The sequence below is a fragment of the Waltera acetigignens genome (assembly GCF_025567015.1).
In the GTDB taxonomy this organism is placed as follows: Bacteria; Bacillota; Clostridia; order Lachnospirales; family Lachnospiraceae; genus Acetatifactor; species Acetatifactor acetigignens.
Genome location: NZ_JAOQJO010000008.1, coordinates 105,331 through 121,901, shown reverse-complemented (window position 1 = coordinate 121,901; position 16,571 = coordinate 105,331). Strand labels below are relative to the sequence as shown.

17 protein-coding genes are annotated in these 16,571 nt (G+C 42.5%); all 17 read left to right on the top strand.

The genetic code is table 11. The features are described from left to right. The first annotated feature begins 52 nt into the window (after positions 1 to 52). On the top strand, positions 53 to 541 hold the full coding sequence (greA, locus tag OCV96_RS09365; RefSeq protein WP_118730664.1) for a transcription elongation factor GreA: 489 nt from the start codon (positions 53 to 55) through the stop codon (positions 539 to 541). A 27-nt stretch (positions 542 to 568) separates the two neighbouring features. After that, positions 569 to 2,065, top strand: coding sequence for a lysine--tRNA ligase (gene lysS, locus OCV96_RS09360; protein WP_262594364.1), 1,497 nt, complete (start codon positions 569 to 571; stop codon positions 2,063 to 2,065). Between the two features lie 233 nt (positions 2,066 to 2,298). Next, positions 2,299 to 2,514 (top strand): DUF6462 family protein, encoded by a 216-nt coding sequence (locus OCV96_RS09355; RefSeq protein ID WP_256167302.1) that lies wholly within the window; start codon positions 2,299 to 2,301, stop codon positions 2,512 to 2,514. Positions 2,515 to 2,518: 4 nt separating this feature from the next. Then, positions 2,519 to 2,983 (top strand): DUF6462 family protein, encoded by a 465-nt coding sequence (locus OCV96_RS09350; protein WP_256167303.1) that lies wholly within the window; start codon positions 2,519 to 2,521, stop codon positions 2,981 to 2,983. Continuing rightward, on the top strand, positions 2,980 to 3,255 hold the full coding sequence (locus OCV96_RS09345) for a DUF6462 family protein (RefSeq protein WP_262594361.1): 276 nt from the start codon (positions 2,980 to 2,982) through the stop codon (positions 3,253 to 3,255). The genes OCV96_RS09350 and OCV96_RS09345 overlap by 4 nt, the downstream gene beginning before the upstream one ends. Positions 3,256 to 3,761: 506 nt before the next feature. Then, positions 3,762 to 3,911 (top strand): hypothetical protein, encoded by a 150-nt coding sequence (locus OCV96_RS09340; RefSeq protein WP_243092119.1) that lies wholly within the window; start codon positions 3,762 to 3,764, stop codon positions 3,909 to 3,911. A gap of 250 nt (positions 3,912 to 4,161) precedes the next feature. Next, positions 4,162 to 5,124: a ParM/StbA family protein gene (locus OCV96_RS09335; RefSeq protein WP_330672208.1), complete on the top strand. Its 963-nt coding sequence runs from the start codon at positions 4,162 to 4,164 to the stop codon at positions 5,122 to 5,124. A gap of 8 nt (positions 5,125 to 5,132) precedes the next feature. Continuing rightward, entirely contained in the window at positions 5,133 to 5,582 is a 450-nt protein-coding gene (locus OCV96_RS09330; protein WP_055196091.1) for a hypothetical protein, read from the top strand. Positions 5,583 to 5,587: 5 nt separating this feature from the next. Beyond that, a complete protein-coding gene (locus tag OCV96_RS09325) occupies positions 5,588 to 5,761 on the top strand; it encodes a hypothetical protein (protein WP_015516967.1) in 174 nt (57 codons plus the stop codon). Between the two features lie 181 nt (positions 5,762 to 5,942). Beyond that, a complete protein-coding gene (locus OCV96_RS09320; protein ID WP_117495027.1) occupies positions 5,943 to 6,785 on the top strand; it encodes an ICP22 family protein in 843 nt (280 codons plus the stop codon). Between the two features lie 91 nt (positions 6,786 to 6,876). Next, the gene (locus tag OCV96_RS09315; RefSeq protein ID WP_262594356.1) at positions 6,877 to 12,255 is read left to right on the top strand and encodes a SpaA isopeptide-forming pilin-related protein; all 5,379 of its coding nucleotides are present in this window, start codon (positions 6,877 to 6,879) and stop codon (positions 12,253 to 12,255) included. Positions 12,256 to 12,326: 71 nt separating this feature from the next. Further along, positions 12,327 to 12,674: a helix-turn-helix domain-containing protein gene (locus tag OCV96_RS09310; RefSeq protein ID WP_055306798.1), complete on the top strand. Its 348-nt coding sequence runs from the start codon at positions 12,327 to 12,329 to the stop codon at positions 12,672 to 12,674. 14 nt (positions 12,675 to 12,688) lie between these two features. After that, complete coding sequence (locus tag OCV96_RS09305) at positions 12,689 to 13,684, top strand: DUF5688 family protein (RefSeq protein ID WP_262594355.1); 996 nt, start codon at positions 12,689 to 12,691, stop codon at positions 13,682 to 13,684. Positions 13,685 to 13,793: 109 nt separating this feature from the next. Beyond that, positions 13,794 to 14,333, top strand: coding sequence for a JAB domain-containing protein (locus OCV96_RS09300; RefSeq protein ID WP_178742034.1), 540 nt, complete (start codon positions 13,794 to 13,796; stop codon positions 14,331 to 14,333). A gap of 4 nt (positions 14,334 to 14,337) precedes the next feature. Then, the gene (locus OCV96_RS09295) at positions 14,338 to 15,315 is read left to right on the top strand and encodes a DUF3991 and TOPRIM domain-containing protein (protein WP_262594350.1); all 978 of its coding nucleotides are present in this window, start codon (positions 14,338 to 14,340) and stop codon (positions 15,313 to 15,315) included. A gap of 393 nt (positions 15,316 to 15,708) precedes the next feature. Continuing rightward, positions 15,709 to 16,230 (top strand): multidrug transporter, encoded by a 522-nt coding sequence (locus OCV96_RS09290; RefSeq protein WP_117477939.1) that lies wholly within the window; start codon positions 15,709 to 15,711, stop codon positions 16,228 to 16,230. A 4-nt stretch (positions 16,231 to 16,234) separates the two neighbouring features. Then, positions 16,235 to 16,567: a plasmid mobilization protein gene (locus tag OCV96_RS09285; protein WP_055262787.1), complete on the top strand. Its 333-nt coding sequence runs from the start codon at positions 16,235 to 16,237 to the stop codon at positions 16,565 to 16,567. The last annotated feature ends 4 nt before the right edge of the window (positions 16,568 to 16,571 follow it).

The following is a 16,571-nucleotide window of genomic DNA, read 5'->3' as shown; positions in this document are numbered from 1 at the left end:
TTGCCGGGAGTGTCGGCAGTACAAAATATAGAAAACAGGAAGGTGCGGTATCATGCAGGAAAAGAAAAACATTTTGACCTACGAAGGCCTCAGAAAATATGAGGAAGAGTTACACGATCTGAAGGTGGTAAAGCGTCAGGAAGTAGCCCAGAAGATCAAGGAAGCAAGAGAGCAGGGAGACCTGTCCGAGAATGCTGAGTACGATGCAGCGAAGGATGAGCAGAGAGACATCGAAGCCCGTATCGAAGAACTGGAGAAGATCCTGAAGAACGCAGAAGTCGTTGTAGAGGATGAGGTAGATCTGGACAAGATCAACATCGGATGTATCGTTAAGATTCTGGATGTGGAGTATAGTGAAGAACTGGATTACAAGATCGTAGGTTCCACCGAGGCCAACAGCTTAAAGGGTAAGATTTCCAACGAAAGCCCTGTAGGTAAGGCACTGATCGGTCATAAGGTCGGCGATACCGTAGAAGTAGAGACACCCGCAGGTGTATTCGCATATAAGATTCTGGAGATCCAGAGAAGTAATGTTGACTAAGTAAGATAGAGTAAGGAGTGGAAAAAAGTGGCAGATACACAGAACACAAAGGTACAGGAACAGGACATTCACCAGCTGTTGAAGGTAAAGCGCGAGAAGCTGGCGAACCTGCAGGAAGCAGGCAAGGATCCTTTTCAGATCACCAAATATGATGTGACCCATCACAGCACCGATATCAAGAACAATTTCGAGGAACTGGAAGGCAAGACCGTCCGCATCGCCGGACGTGTGATGTCCAAACGTGTCATGGGTAAGGCATCCTTCTGTAATGTACAGGATCTGCCCGGCAATATCCAGGTATATGTGGCTAGAGACAGCATCGGTGAAGAGTCCTATGCGGATTTCAAGAAGTACGATGTGGGCGATATCGTAGGTATCGAGGGTGAAGTCTTCAAGACCAAGACCGGCGAGACCTCCATACATGCGGCAAAGGTAACACTGCTGTCCAAGAGCTTACAGATCCTGCCTGAGAAGTTCCACGGCCTGACCAATACCGATATCCGTTATCGTCAGCGTTATACCGACCTGATCATGAATCAGGACGTTAAGGATACTTTCGTAAAGCGTTCCAGAATTATCAGTGCCATCCGCCGTTATCTGGACGGACAGGGCTTCCTGGAGGTAGAGACCCCCATGCTGGTATCCAATGCCGGCGGTGCGGCAGCAAGACCTTTCGAGACCCACTACAATGCACTGGATGAGGACGTGAAGCTGCGTATCTCCCTGGAGCTGTACCTGAAGAGACTGATCGTCGGCGGCATGGAGCGTGTCTTCGAGATCGGCCGTGTATTCCGTAACGAAGGTCTGGACACCAGACACAATCCGGAATTCACACTGATGGAGCTGTACCAGGCATACACCGACTATTACGGAATGATGGATCTGACTGAGAACATGTTCCGCTATGTGGCACAGGAAGTATGCGGTACTACCGTGATCCCTTATGCAGAAGAGACCATCGACCTGGGCAAGCCTTTCGAGAGACTGACCATGGTAGATGCTGTCAAGAAATACGCAGGCGTTGACTTCGACCAGATTCCCGATACCGCTGCTGCGAAGAAGCTGGCAGACGAGAAGGGTGTACACTACGAAGAGCGTCATGCCAAGGGCGATATCCTGAACCTGTTCTTCGAGGAGTTCGTAGAAGAGCATCTGATCCAGCCCGTATTCATTATGGACCATCCGGTAGAGATCTCTCCTCTGACCAAGAGAAAGCCGGACAAGCCTGATTATGTAGAGCGTTTCGAGCTGTTCATCTACGGACGTGAGATGTGTAACGCTTATTCCGAATTAAATGATCCCATCGACCAGAGAGAGCGTTTCAAGGCGCAGGAAGCTGCACTGGCAGCCGGCGATGAGGAAGCCAACACCACCGATGAAGATTTCATGAACGCACTGGAGATCGGTATGCCTCCTACCGGCGGTATCGGTTACGGTATCGACCGTCTGGTAATGCTGCTGACCAACTCTCCTGCGATCCGTGATGTTCTGCTGTTCCCGACAATGAAGAGCATCGACAAGTAGAAATGCCGTAAAACCGCTACTTATCAAGGCTTTCTAGAGTTGTAATTTAGGTGTCTGTGTCAAAAGGACAACAAAATGACAACAAATGGTCAGTCGGATATGAATACTTGCGAATAAGTTCAGATATTACTGCTTGAAAGTAAAATTTGATAATGCACTAATTTAGGACACTTTTCTAAAAGAAATTTTAGAAAGGTGTCCTTTTTGCGTTACGGAAAAGGAGAAAGTAAGAAATGGCAGAAAGAAAAAAATATGATTACGAAGACAGCAGATTAAAGGCTCAGAAATTTGTGAGATATAAGGAAGGATGCAAATTGTATGCAATGGGAATGTCTAAGTTTCAGGAGATTGCCAAAGAGGCAGGAGCTATTTATAAAATAAATCAGATGGTTTTAGTGAATACAGAAATCCTTGATTTGTATTTAGAGCAGTTTAAGGTGGAGGAATAAGTCAGTGGCGATTCAATTAAAACATGATATTAGAGGTTATCATGCCGGAAATATATCGAAGCGGTATTTGAGAGAAACTGAAGCAGCAGATGAATTTGAATTATTATCTAATGAGGTTATTGCCTATGCGACTGCAGCAGGGGCTCTATACAGGCTTCCGAGGACTAATCTGATACATAGAGAAAGAATGGAGACCTTTATGAAACATTTATACAAGATCCCGATATCAGGGAAAGTAATAGAAAAAAAATATGTAAGACTAGGAGAAGCGTCTGTCATATATAGTATTGGAAGACATCGTATGATTGAAATGGCTAGGGCTGCGGGAGCAGTTTACAAATTGGGTGATGGGGCTTCAGGAACAGTTCTTGTGAGTTTGGATATTTTCGATGAGTATATGGAACAGTTCAGAGAAATGCCTGTGCCAATGAAGCATCCGTTGTACAATGGAAAGGAGATAGAAGCATGAGTTACTCATATAAGTGTTATTCAGATACAAAAGGTATAATGAAAAAATATGTAAATGCAGTAGAAGGTGCAGCTATATATGGACTTGGAAAAACAAGAATTATGAGTCTTGCAAAGGAGGCGGGAGCTGTTTATAAAGTTGGTAATTCTGCCCTGATTAATACAGAGATATTTGAGAGTTATTTGGAAAAATTCAGAGAACCATCAAGACCTTTGCCTGCACATATATGGAATGGTAGGAATAAACACCATATTTCAGTGCAAAAAAAATAAAATACACCAGCGTTGTCTATCGGTGATTTATAAGTTCTGTGATAGTATATGTTCATCCGAGGGAAACCTCAAAAAAAGTGAATATGACAACAGGCTATCAAAGAGATTATGACTTTGATAAGGAGATTACGGGGCATATACCATATGGAGCAACTTACAGCTATCACATTAGTAGTCTGATGGATTGAAAAATGAAGGACGAGAAGTTGAAGGAGATTCTGAGAAAGTGGAAAGATAAATATGTTGCGTAGGATAATAACCCATAGAGGACAGAGAGTGTGTCCTTATCCTCAAAACTGGCTAAGGGAGGAGATAGTGTTTCAAAAATTGAAATGCGTCATGTGCCTGTTCCCGGAGATGATAATATCTTCTTGTACACGGGGCAGTAGGTCGTAAGAAGAAATCGTGTACCTACATGCTTAGCATTAAGCATAGCCATGTAGACTATATCACTTCCAAATTCAAATTTTGTCTATATGGCAACTAATTTGAAGGAGGATAAAGTGATGATGGGATTTAGCATAGCATTTATAATTATTGTTCTTATCGTATTGTATTCATTAGCGAGGACGGCAGGTGAGTCGGACCAGATATTGGAAAATATAAGAGAGCAATCACTCCTTGGAAGGGAGGAGAGCTCTGGTGGGAACAGTTGAAAAAAGAGATAAGCATAAGAAACGCAGGTTTGTATCTCCAGAAGAGAAGCTTGAGAGAGAATTAAAAGATTGTATGCATTGTAGATTCTTCTGGGGACATAACAACAGATGTGCCAATGGAACATGTTGTAAACCATCTAAGAAAAAAGAACAGAAACTTCCGACGGAATGTGTCGGATGTCCATATTATCGAGGGAATGGTTATTGTTTTCCTTGTATGCGAAAGCTGATAGGAAAGTAGGTGGTTAAGATGTTCAAGTGGCTGTTTAAGAAGAAAGGATGTGCAAAACACATGAATAACAAGTTAGAAGTAATCGGCATTGATCATGGCTGGTCAATGATGAAAACAATCTCTCAGGTATTTGTCACAGGTGTTAAGGAGATTACAACAACTCCGGCACTTTTCGGCGATGTACTTGAGTATGAAGGAAAGTTCTATAAGGTTGGAACTGTGAGGCAGGAAGTAAAGGATACAAAGGTCGAAGATGACAGCTTTTATCTTCTCACTCTTGCAGCAGTTGCTAAGGAACTTAAAAGAAGAGGTCTTGCAGAGGCAAAGGTATTCCTTGCTGTAGGACTTCCACTTACAAGGTTTGGTGCAGAGAAGAATGATTTTATCAAGTACCTGACAAAGAATAAGCGTGTAAGCTTCAAATATGAGAATGAGTCATATCGTATTGAAATTGATGATGTGGCAGTATTTCCTCAGTGCTATGCAGCAGTAGTGGACAAGATTCCTGCTATGGCAAAGAAAACTCTGATAGTAGATATTGGAAGCTGGACAATCGATATTATGCCGGTAATCAACAAGTCTCCGGATGAATCAAAGTGTGTGACGATTCCAAAAGGTCTTATTACCTGTATGCGTTCTATCAATGAGCAGTGTGTAAGACAGCTTAACGGAGAGGTAGACGAGTCAGAGATACAGAACATCATGCGATATGGCAGGTCAGATATTGATGATGAATACTTTGCCATTATTAAGGCAGAGATAGAGGATTTTGTTGATAAGGTATATAACTCAATCCGTGAGTTTGGGTATAACTTAAAGACTACACCGATTGTATTTGTCGGAGGCGGGGCAGTTGTGATGAAGAATTTTGGTAATCATGATGCCAAGAACATTTCCTATAACCTTGATGTAAAGGCAAATGCAAGAGGATATGAGCAACTTGCCACAATGGGACTTAAAAGCACTAAGCGATTATCATAAGGAGGCAGATGATGGGAAGAAGACTTGAATATGAAGTAAAAACTTCTGTCCGCCTCAACATGAGCAATCCTCAGCATGTGAAAATCAATGATGTGATTCAGAACCTTGATCCGAAGATTTTCAAATCTAAGAATCAGTTCATCATAGATGCGATTCAGTTTTATATTGATAATTATGGAAAAGAAACCTTTGTTATCAAGAAGAAGGAAAAAGAGAGGGCTGAATATATCCGGTCAGAAGATATTGATGACATTAAGGAAGAGGTCATTGAAGCAGCAACCAATGAGGCTAGAAAAGAGGTAATAAAGCTGTTAGGCGGAGTGATATCCGGGATGAATGTTGGTCAGCCGGTAATAATGCAGGCAGCCAATAGTGAAGCACAAGAACCTACAGAAGATGTTATGGACGATGCAGATGTTGCAGGACTTGCAATGGGATGGATGTCGAAAGGAGACTGATTATTATGAGAAGAGTTATGGGAGCCGTAGGAACAGTGATTTTAGAGATACTCAAGTGGATATTAAGGATAATTCTTGGAGCGTTGAAGCTGGTCTTAGGACTTGCCAGAATAATTCTTCTTCTATTCGCTATGGTGGCAAGGATATTTCTTTCATTCGTAAGAATGGGCACATTCTGAGAGGAGGTGAGCGTATGCAGGTAAAGGGTTTATTCTTAAATTACAAGAAAAACAGAAGACTTATGCAGTATTTCTTTAGAATAAGAGAGCTGGTATAATGAAAGGAGTTTAAGATGCACAGAATACGGGACAGTCCTATGTGTCCCGTGCATTACAGATAAATAGTTCACCGCAAGGGTGGATGGCACGGAACACAAAGCCCGTCCCTCTTGCGGAGAAGGGATGGGCGATTACTATGAAGAAGATAAGTATTATCTTATTATCCGCAGTACTGGTCTTTTCAATGGCTGCCTGTAATGGTGGTAAGGAAAAGGCTGATAATCAGACAGAGAAACAGACGGAAAGCGTAAAGCCAACTGAAGAAGCAGAAATGGCAACGGAAGCTGTCACAGAGGTCACAACCGAAGCTGGAAGTGAAGAGACAGAGAAAGATATTGCCGAGGTTAAAGATTCAGAAGAGAAGAATGATAAGGAAGATAACCGGTCCGCTGATAATGAAACTGCTTCAAGGCAGGAAGAAAAGCCAAAGCAGAATGACGAGCCGGAACAGAAAGCTTCAGTAAATGATAATGAGGAAGCTGGCGGAAATCAGAGTAATGCAGGTAATGGTGGTCAGACTACAGACAGTCCGAAAGACAATGTGAGCAATCCACAGCCTGCATCCGTGGCATACAGTCCACAGAATGTTGTGTCACTTGCAACAGCAAAGTGTCAGGCAGGAGGGATGATTACCACACAGCAGAATTTACAGAATCATTTGAATGATGGCAGTATCACGCAGGAAGAGTACAATGAGTATTATCCTTACGATGGTATGGAAGGCTCTTATTATAGTGTGTTTGTAGAGACAGACCTCAACAAAGCAAGTACCATTGATGGACAGCGGTTATCCTCTGAGGATGCAATCGCAGAATATATTGCAAGTATGTTACTTTTGGAAACAGATCCGGTATTCTACATCAGTTATGATGGAGTTTACACGACAGGCGGCACAGACTATTACGAGTTTCGATGTCACAGATAAATAAAAACGAATAGAAGCAGAAGGAAGAAAGATGTAAGTCATAAACTTATGTCTTTCTTTTTTTATGCGCAAATTAAGGAGGAAAGAGCACATGAAACAGAAACTAAAGCGTTTTATGGCAGGATTTATGGCTATGCTCACACTGGTTGGAACACTCTTTGCGAATGGTACAACAGCATTTGCAGCCAGTCCGCAGGCAAATATTGCGTTCTGGAATGCGTCAGTCAAAAATTCCGGAGAAGTAAGTGAGCTAAAGCCCGGATTTAATCATGGCAAGATTCTGTATTCAATTCTTGACGGAAATTCGGCGTATTGTATGAATTTCGGATTGAAGGCAGATGGCGGTCAGCTTATGAACAGCTACGATGATGCGAGCACATCAATGTCAGCACAGCAGAGAAAGCTTTTAAGTTACTGCCTTTATTATGGGTTTAACAGTACACAAAAGGCGGCACCAAGCAACAGCCAGTGCGATGAGTATATCGCAACTCAGGCAATGGTATGGGTTATTGTAGCAGATATCTTTGGAACCGGAAGCGGTGATTCAGCAGCAAGAAAGCTCTGTAACACAGCACCAAGTCCTGATTCTTCATACAGCTATTATGAGAGGCTCAGAGACAATATCAGCAGTTCCTACAATGCAACGCTTCCAAGTTTTGCATCACGCAGAACCAGTGAGGCACCAACTTATGAGTTGAAGTGGAATGAGGGAAGTCAGAGATTTGAAACAACATTATCTGACAGCAATGGTGTCTTATCAGACTTTGATTTTGGCATCAGCGGATATTCTGTTGATAAGAATGGCAACAGTATTACAATCTCTTCAACGAGCGTGAATACCACAGCTACAACAGGAACATTCACATCCAATGCTGGCAAGGTTGAGACAACATCAAGCTGTGTATTCTGGCTTACAGGAAAGAGCGGATATCAGGAGTTTATTTCTGAAAGACCGACAGCAGATCCTATCAAAGCCTATATCAAGGTCAAGACAGAGAACATCGGATATGGTGAGCTTACAAAGACAGATGAGTCAAGCGGAGTGAAGCTTTCCGGTGCAGTCTATGGAGTCTATTCTGACAGCGGATGCACAAATAGAGTACAGACCATGACAACAGATGGAAACGGATATGCAAAGTCAGCTGCACTTGTCGCAGGCACTTATTATGTAAAAGAGATTACCGCTCCAAAGGGATATGTCCTTTCCGGTAAGGTTCATACACTTACTGTAAAAGCAGGACAGACAACGGGAATCTCTGCAACAGATAAAGAGCAGCTTGGAGCAATCACAATCTACAAAGAGGGTGAGGTGCTTAGCTCATGGAATGGAAGCAATTTCACTTATGAGAAAAAGAAGCTTTCCGGAGCAGCATTCAAGGTGACTGCCGGAGCAGATATCTACAAGGCAGACGGTACAAAGGTTTACAATGCAGGAGATGTAGTGGCAGAAAGCCTTACAACGGGAACTGACGGACAGGTGGTATTATCTGACCTTCATCTTGGAACTTATGTGGTTACTGAGATTAAGAGCATCGACGGATATACAATCAATACCACACCTCAGACAGTTGCAGTTGAGTATAAGGACCAGACTGTGACAGTCCAGTATGAATCAACTACGATTGAGAATACAAGACAGAAAGCGGAAGTATCTGTCGTAAAGAAGGACTCTGACACAGAGAACCCTCTTGATGGCGGCAAGTACACACTTTATGCCGGAAATGACATCAAAAACTATGCCGGACAGGTTATTGTGACAAAGGGTACAGCTCTTGAGACAGTAACTACAGGTGAGGACGGAAAGGCAAGCTACAGCGTGGATCTGCCAATTTCTAACGGATATTATGTCTCAGAGACACAGGCACCATATGCGTATATCAGAAACAGTAAAGATGTTTACAGCTTCAATTTCAATGTATTACCTGAAACACAGGCAAAGGCATCATTCAGCCACACATTTGTGAATGACAGAACGACAGCAAAGATTCATATCTACAAGGTAGACAAGGAATCAGGCAAGGCAGCAGCCCAGGGAGATGCAAGCCTTGAAGGTGCAGTTTATGGTCTTTATGCGAGAAACGATATCGTGCATCCGGACGGAGCAACAGGAGTCATATTCAAAGCAGGTGACCTTGTAGCAACGCTTACAACAGATAAGAATGGCGAAGCAGAGGTCAATAACCTTTACCTTGGAAACTATTATGTAAAGGAAATCACTCCATCAGAGGGGTATCTCTTAGACGAAGAGGAGCACGATGTAGTATGCGACTATGAGGGAGACCTTGTAGCAGAGGTATCAAGAAGCACAACCTCAGCAGAGCAGGTCATCAAGCAGCCATTCCAGCTTATCAAGGTATCTGACAATGGCGATGATACTGAAGCAGGCTTATTGGCAGGTGCAGAGTTTACAGCTTACTTAAAATCATCTTTACCTGTAAAGGCAGATGGAAGTTATGACTTTGACAAGGCTACTCCTGTAGTAATCGGAGAAAACGGAGCAACAACAATCACATCCGATGACAAGGGACATGCAGTTTCCATTGCAATTCCTTATGGAACCTATGTGGTAGTAGAGTCAAAGACTCCGCATAACATGAAAACAATCAAGCCATTTGAGGTGAAAATCAGCGAGAATCATCCTGACAAGCCTCAGACATGGAGAGTATTCCTTGACAGGGAGTTTACTGCAAAGCTTCGTGTGATCAAGAAGGATTCTGATACAAAGCAGACAGTACTTGTACCAAATGCAGAGTTTAAAATCTTCAATATTGATAAGAACGAATATGTGAAGCAGTACACAACTTATCCGTCAAAGGTAGAGCATACTTCATTCTTTACTGATGAGGACGGAGATTTAATCTTACCGGAGGCACTGAAAATCGGTAACTACCGCATTGAGGAAGTATCTGCACCATACGGATATGTTGTAAATGATAAGTATGTCAACATCTCTGTTGATACTGACACAGCATTTGAGACAGATGGTGATACAAATGATGCAATCATTACTGTGGAATATTCCGATGCCCCTGCAGTCGGAGAGCTGACTGTAGAAAAGAAGGGAGAGGTACTTGACGGATTCAAGGGCGGATTCCTTGCAAGCTCATATGAGAAAGAGTTTGATTATAAGGAAGGCTCACTTGCCGGAGCAAAATTCAAAGTTTATGCTGCCGAGGATATTTACACAGCAGACAACCAGAAGGATGCAGACGGAAACCGTATTAAGTATTACAGCAAGGGAGACCTTGTGACAACTCTTACAACTGGTAAGGATGGAAAGGCAGTAGCTAAGAATCTTCCTCTTGGACAGTACAGAGTTGTGGAAGTGGAAGCTCCATACGGATATATATTAAATCCGAATGAGCAGAAAGTGACATTCACATATGTGGATGATAAGACACCTGTTATCAAGGAGAGCCTTACTTTCTCAGATGACAGACAGAAGCTTGATATGTCGGTAACTAAGCTTGATGCAGAAGATAATACACCAATTGCAGGTGCAGTATTTGGTCTTTATGCAGACGAGGATATCAAGAATGCAGATGGCAAGGTAATTATCGAGAAAGGCACACTTCTTGAGAAGGCAACATCTGATGAGAATGGAAAGATTGCTTTTGTTAAGGATTATCCATTTGCAAAATATGTTGCAAGGGAGCTTGTAAAGCCTGCCGGATATGTGACAAATGAGGAAGCAGTAAACTTTGATACAAAATATCAGGGACAGGATGTTAAGACTGCTGTATATAACAGCGAGTATAAAAACACTCCTACAACCTTTGAGTTTACAAAGACAGATATCACAAGCGGTGCAGAGCTTACAGGTGCAACACTTACTGTACTTGATAAGGATGGTAATGTGGTAGACACATGGACATCTGATGCTAAGGAAGCACATGTAATCAAGAGACTTGTAGTTGGAGAGACTTACACTCTTCGTGAGGAATTTGCTCCTTACGGATATCTTAAAGCAACAGATATCCAGTTTACAGTAGAGGATACAGGCAAAGTGCAGCATGTAGAGATGAAGGATGAAGTTCCTACAGGTTCCATTGTCATCAATAAGGACGGTGAATTTGTAACAGACACTACTCTTATGAAGGGTTACTGGTACGACTTTATCTTCAATTTCTTCAAGGACAGCCTTGCAGGAGTAACTTTTGATGTATATGCAAAAGAGGATATCGTAAGTGCCGACGGACTTGATACTGTATATCATAAGGCAGGAGACAAGGTGGCAACCATCGTGACAAATGATAAGGGTATCGCAAGAATTGATGACCTTCCACTTGGCAAGTATTATCTTGTTGAGACAAAGACAATTGATGGATTTGTATTAGATGATACACCGATTGAGGCAGACCTTTCTTATATCGACCAGAACACAAAGGTTGTATTTGCAGGAATGGATGTGACAAATGAGCGTCAGAAAGTGCAGATTACTGTAACCAAGACTGATTCAGAGACTAAGGAAGCACTTGAAGGAGCAGTATTCGGTTTATTTGCGAAAGAAGATATCGTGAACAAAGATGGCAAGGTAATCGTAAAAGCTGATACACAGATTGAGAGAACAGTAACAGGCAAGGATGGAAAGGCAGCATTTACTTCTGACCTTCCACTTGGACAGTATTATGTCAAAGAGATTGAGGCACCAAAGGGCTATGTGAAGACTGATAAGATTTTTGATGTGGATGCTTCATATCAGGGAGATAAGGTAAAGGTTATCGAGTTTGAGGCAGCATTTGAAAATGCACCGATTAAGGTAGAGATTTCAAAGACTGATATCACAGGCGAGAAAGAATTACCTGGAGCAAAGCTTTCAGTTATTGATGCTGATGGAAAGCTTGTTGAGAGCTGGACATCAGAAGCAGGAAAGACTCATATGATTGAGAGACTTCCTGTCGGAAAGTACACACTCAGAGAGGAATCTGCACCATATGGATATAAGGTGGCAAGTGATGTAACCTTTGAAGTAAAGGAGACTGCAGAAATCCAGAAGGTATCCATGAAGGACGAGCAGGCAGTCGGAAAGATTGTCATTGAGAAAACTGACAAAGTAACCGGAAAGCCGATCGAGGGTGTTGTATTTGAAGTAAGAGATAAGGACGGAAAGGTGCTTGACACACTCACTACTGACAAGAATGGTCATGCAGAGAGCAAGGAGCTTCCTATCTGTACTTACAACGAGGATGGATCATTCAAGGAAGATATCCATTATACAGTAGTTGAGACAAAAGCAGCTGACGGATATATCCTCGATGAGACAGCTCACGATGTAACTCTTCGATACGATGACAATGCACCGGATGTTGTTGTAACAACTCTTAAGCTTGTCAATGTACCGACAGAACCTAAGCTTCCACAGACAGGCGACAATGCAAATCCGCTTCTTTATCTTGGAATTGGTGCACTTGCACTTATTACAGGTGTTGGAGTAGGACTTCGTGGAAGAAAGAAAAAGAATAAACAGTAACAATTAACCTTGCGGGGAATGTAAGCCAGTGACTTATGTTCCCCTGCTTTTTTTGATTTGGAGGACAAACAGTGGTAGGAGAAAGAATCAGATATTACAGAAAACGACAAAAAATGACACTCAGGGAACTGGGCGAGAAAAGTGGTTTTGAAAATAGAGGTGATGTAAGAATTGCCCAATACGAAAATGGTTCAAGAGTTCCAAGGACGGGAACGTTGAACAGGATTGCAAAGGCACTTGGCATTCCGCCGGAAGAATTATTCTGTGAGGACTGTAGAAAGTGCATGTTTCTCAAGAATTATTACAGAAAGAAAAGAAAATCTCATACCACTTTTGATATGGGAATCGAAGAAGACAACAGTTACAGAGAACACAAAAATCCCGAGGATGAAGGGATTTTGTATGACAATTTAGATTAAGGAGGAACCGTAATATGATGAATTACGAGATTTTTAAGGAAGTAGTAAAAGAAAAGTTTATGGATTATATGCCTGAGAAGTTCAAAGGAATGGAGCTTGTGGCAGAACCCGTGGAAAAGGTGAATGTGACTCTTGATGGCATCATCTTAAGAGAGGAAGGCAGGAATATTTCGCCTACGATTTATATCAATGACATGTATAAGAAGTATCAGGACTGTGGTGATCTTGAGGAAACACTTATGGCTGCATGTGACTTTATGGAAAGGGCATATGAGCAGGCTCCGGTTGTTGATGTGGACAGCATTATGAGGGATGCTAACGAGAAGATTGTATTCCAGCTCATCAATACAGAGCAGAACAAGACATTTTTGGAACAGGTGCCTCACAGAGAGTTCCAGGATCTTTCTATTGTGTATAAGGTAATTATCAGTGCCGATAAGGATGCGGTGCAGAGTTCAAAAATTACAAATGAATTTGCAAAAAGACTTGGAATGAGTGAGGAACAGCTCTTTAAGTGTGCAGCGGAAAACACAAGAAGACTCTTCCCACCTGTCGTTCGTAGCATGAATGACATTATGAGAGAAATGTTCGCAAGGGATGGGATGCCACAGGAGATTGCAGAGATGATGATAGCTGAGATTCCACCGGAACAGACAATGTGGGTGATTTCCAATGAAAAGGGTATCAATGGTGCAGCATCCATGCTTTATGAGAATGAGCTTCATGAGCTGGCAGAGAGTTTAGAGAGTGACCTTTATATTCTCCCTTCGAGCGTGCATGAGGTTATTGCTGTATCTTCAGATATGGGAAGCCCTGAGATGCTTGCACAGATGGTAGTCGAGGTAAATATGCAGGAGGTGTCTTTGGACGAGAGACTTTCCAATCAGGTATATCACTATGATAAGGATTTAAGAAAACTTACCCTTGCAACTGATACACCGAACAAGAGACTTGATGGTATCGTTGCAGAACCTCCCCTTGTATATGATGCGAAGGAAAAGTCCAGATAGGAGGCAGTTATGGAGCAGGAACTTACAATGGAAGAACTCATTGCTCTCATAAACAGCCAGAAAGGTGACTTTGTTATCCGTGTCGAGTTTGGAGAGGAGGCGGTGTCTGATGCCAAAGAAGAATGACTTCAAGCTTGATGTGGTTTCGGTAAGACTTGTAAAGGATGCTCCGATTTATTCGGAGCACACCTTTAATAATCCAGCTGATATAGCTGCTGTCATGGGAGAATGTATGTGCCAGTTTGACAGGGAAGTAGTGTGTGTGGTCAATCTAAGGTCAGATTTAAAACCTATCAATGTGCATTTTGCAAGTGTTGGCTCTTTAAATGAGGCAATGGCACATCCGAGAGAACTGTTTAAATCAAGTATCTTAAGCAATGCCGCAAGCATGATGTTAATCCATTGTCATCCATCCGGGAACGTATTCCCAAGCAAGGCAGACACGATGATGACAGACCGCATGAACAAGCTGTGTGAGCTGATGGGAATACCGCTCATTGACCATATCATAGTCGGTGGAGACAATCGTGAATTTTTCAGTTTCAGGGAAAAAGGCATGATTGATAATCCTAAGATTACCCTGAGCACAGATTACCGGACACTTGATATCAAGTCACCGCTTGTAGCAGAACAGGGAAAGGCAAGGTGAGAGCATGGATGGAAGATTTACGGATGAAGAGCTTACCATAGCAAAGAGTGTTGACCTGTGTGCAGTGGCAGAAAGCCTTGGGTATACAGTAAAGAGGATTGGCAAATACCACACTTTAAAGGAGATGGATTCCATCCGTATCTATAACAGAAGCCATTGGTACAGATGGTCAAGGCAGTTTGACAAAGGCAACAATGGCGGATCACAGATAGATTTCTTACGGGTATTCTGTGGAATGAGTGTAAAAGAGGCTGTGTTCTGGCTTTTAGATTTTGCAGGATACAGAAGAATCGAGAATCCTGTAAAGCAGCCACTTGTTCATCAGGTAGCGCAGAAGCAGGCAGAGGAGAAAAAGCCATTTGTCCTACCGGAACCGGCAGGAGGTAATTCCTATCTTATTTCCTATCTGAATCAGGAGAGAGGAATCAGCAGGGCTGTCATAGATCTGTTTTTAAAAGATGGACTGATTTATGAGAGCAGGCATTACCACAATGTTGTTTTCAAGGGAAATGATAAAAATGGAGTGACAAGATTTGCAAGTATGAGGGGAGTGTTTGATAAGCAGGGCAAGCCATTCAAGTGTGATGTCACAGGAAATGATAAGAACTATGGATTTAATGTAGTAAATGTGAACAGTACAGAGCTTGTAGTATTTGAGGCTGCAATCGACCTTATGAGTTATGTGGATATCTTCACGGATTATGAATCAAATAAGCTGGCACTTGGGATGCTTGCAGATGCACCACTTGAAACATTTCTTCGGGAACATCCGCAGATAACTTCCATCCGGTTCTGCCTTGATGGAGATGAGCCGGGGAGAAAAGCAGCAGCTGAACTCATGAGAAAGTATTATGAGCTTGGATATGAGGTAGAAGACTGTCCGCCTCCAGCCGGATATAAGGATTACAACGAGTGGCTTGTGGCGGCAAAGCTTAATCTGAATCAGATGAAACAGAGAGCAGATGAACCAGTCAGGGCATGAGAAATCGGATTTTGATGTGTGGGGGCAGAAAGCGCCCCCAAAACAGCAAAGTGGGGGCAGAAAGCGCCCCCAAAATGTCAAAGTGGGGGCAAAAAGCGCCCCCGCAATTCGGACACGACAAAATCCAGATGAAAGACAGTATAAAAGTGGGGGCAGAAAGCGCCCCCAAAATAACAAAGTGGGGGCAGAAAGCGCCCCCAAAGTAGCAAAGTGGGGGCAAAAAGCGCCCCCACTTTCATAAACAGAGGGTTTTAGGGAGATTTTCTCCCTAACTAGATGGCATTAGGACAGAGATGTCTCTAATGCGTATCTAGCCGTAAACCTAAGAGATTCAGACAGGCGTGTGGGTGGAAGAGATATACAAAACACGGATAAGGGAGGTGCAGGAAAGCAATGGATAAAGAACTTACAATAATCGCAGAACCAGAGGAACTTATTGCCTGGGCAGACACATTTGATATCTTACTAAACCCTTCGATAGAAGATGCTGCAATTCTGCTTAACTATATGGAAGGACATGATTATGCCATTGGCATAGATTCAGATGGGAAGATGTACAGGCAGGATGTAGCTGAGGAGAATGGTGAAATTGAACCATACCCGATAGATGATGTTATAGATATTGTCTGTGAATGGAACTATGAACTGATACTTGATGCGGAAGCACACAGGAGTGATCCAAAGGATTTTAACGACTATAACGAGTATCAGAGCAAGTATGAAAGTCTGAAAGCAGATGAAAAGAGACTGGACAGATTGTTTGATAAAACCTGTTATGGTAAGGAACTTATAGAAGTTGCCACAGAGCTTGCAGACAGGGTTATTGCCCAGCTGGGTAATAAAGAACTGGAAAAAGTTGCTGTAACAGTAGCAGAAGGAGTAAGAGAATACAGTACGGGTAAGAGAGGAAGGTGATTCTATGGCGGATAAAGTTCATTGTATAAGGAAAACACTAAGACTTATGCCACAGGAAGCGAAGGTACTTTCTGATAAGGCAAAGGCAAATGGAATGAATGAAGCCGAATATATCAGGCTTCTAATCAGTCAGAAACCAAATGATTATCCAGAAGTAAGGAAACTTCTTAAAGAGCTTATCAATGAGATAAACCGAATCGGCATTAACATCAATCAGATTGTATTTAACAGCAATGCACAGCTGTATTCCAAGAAAGATAAGGAACAGCTTGTGGCATATATGAAAAAGCTGAATCAGTCTGTCAGCGAGGCGGTGGTAAAGATTGGCAATCAGTAAGATA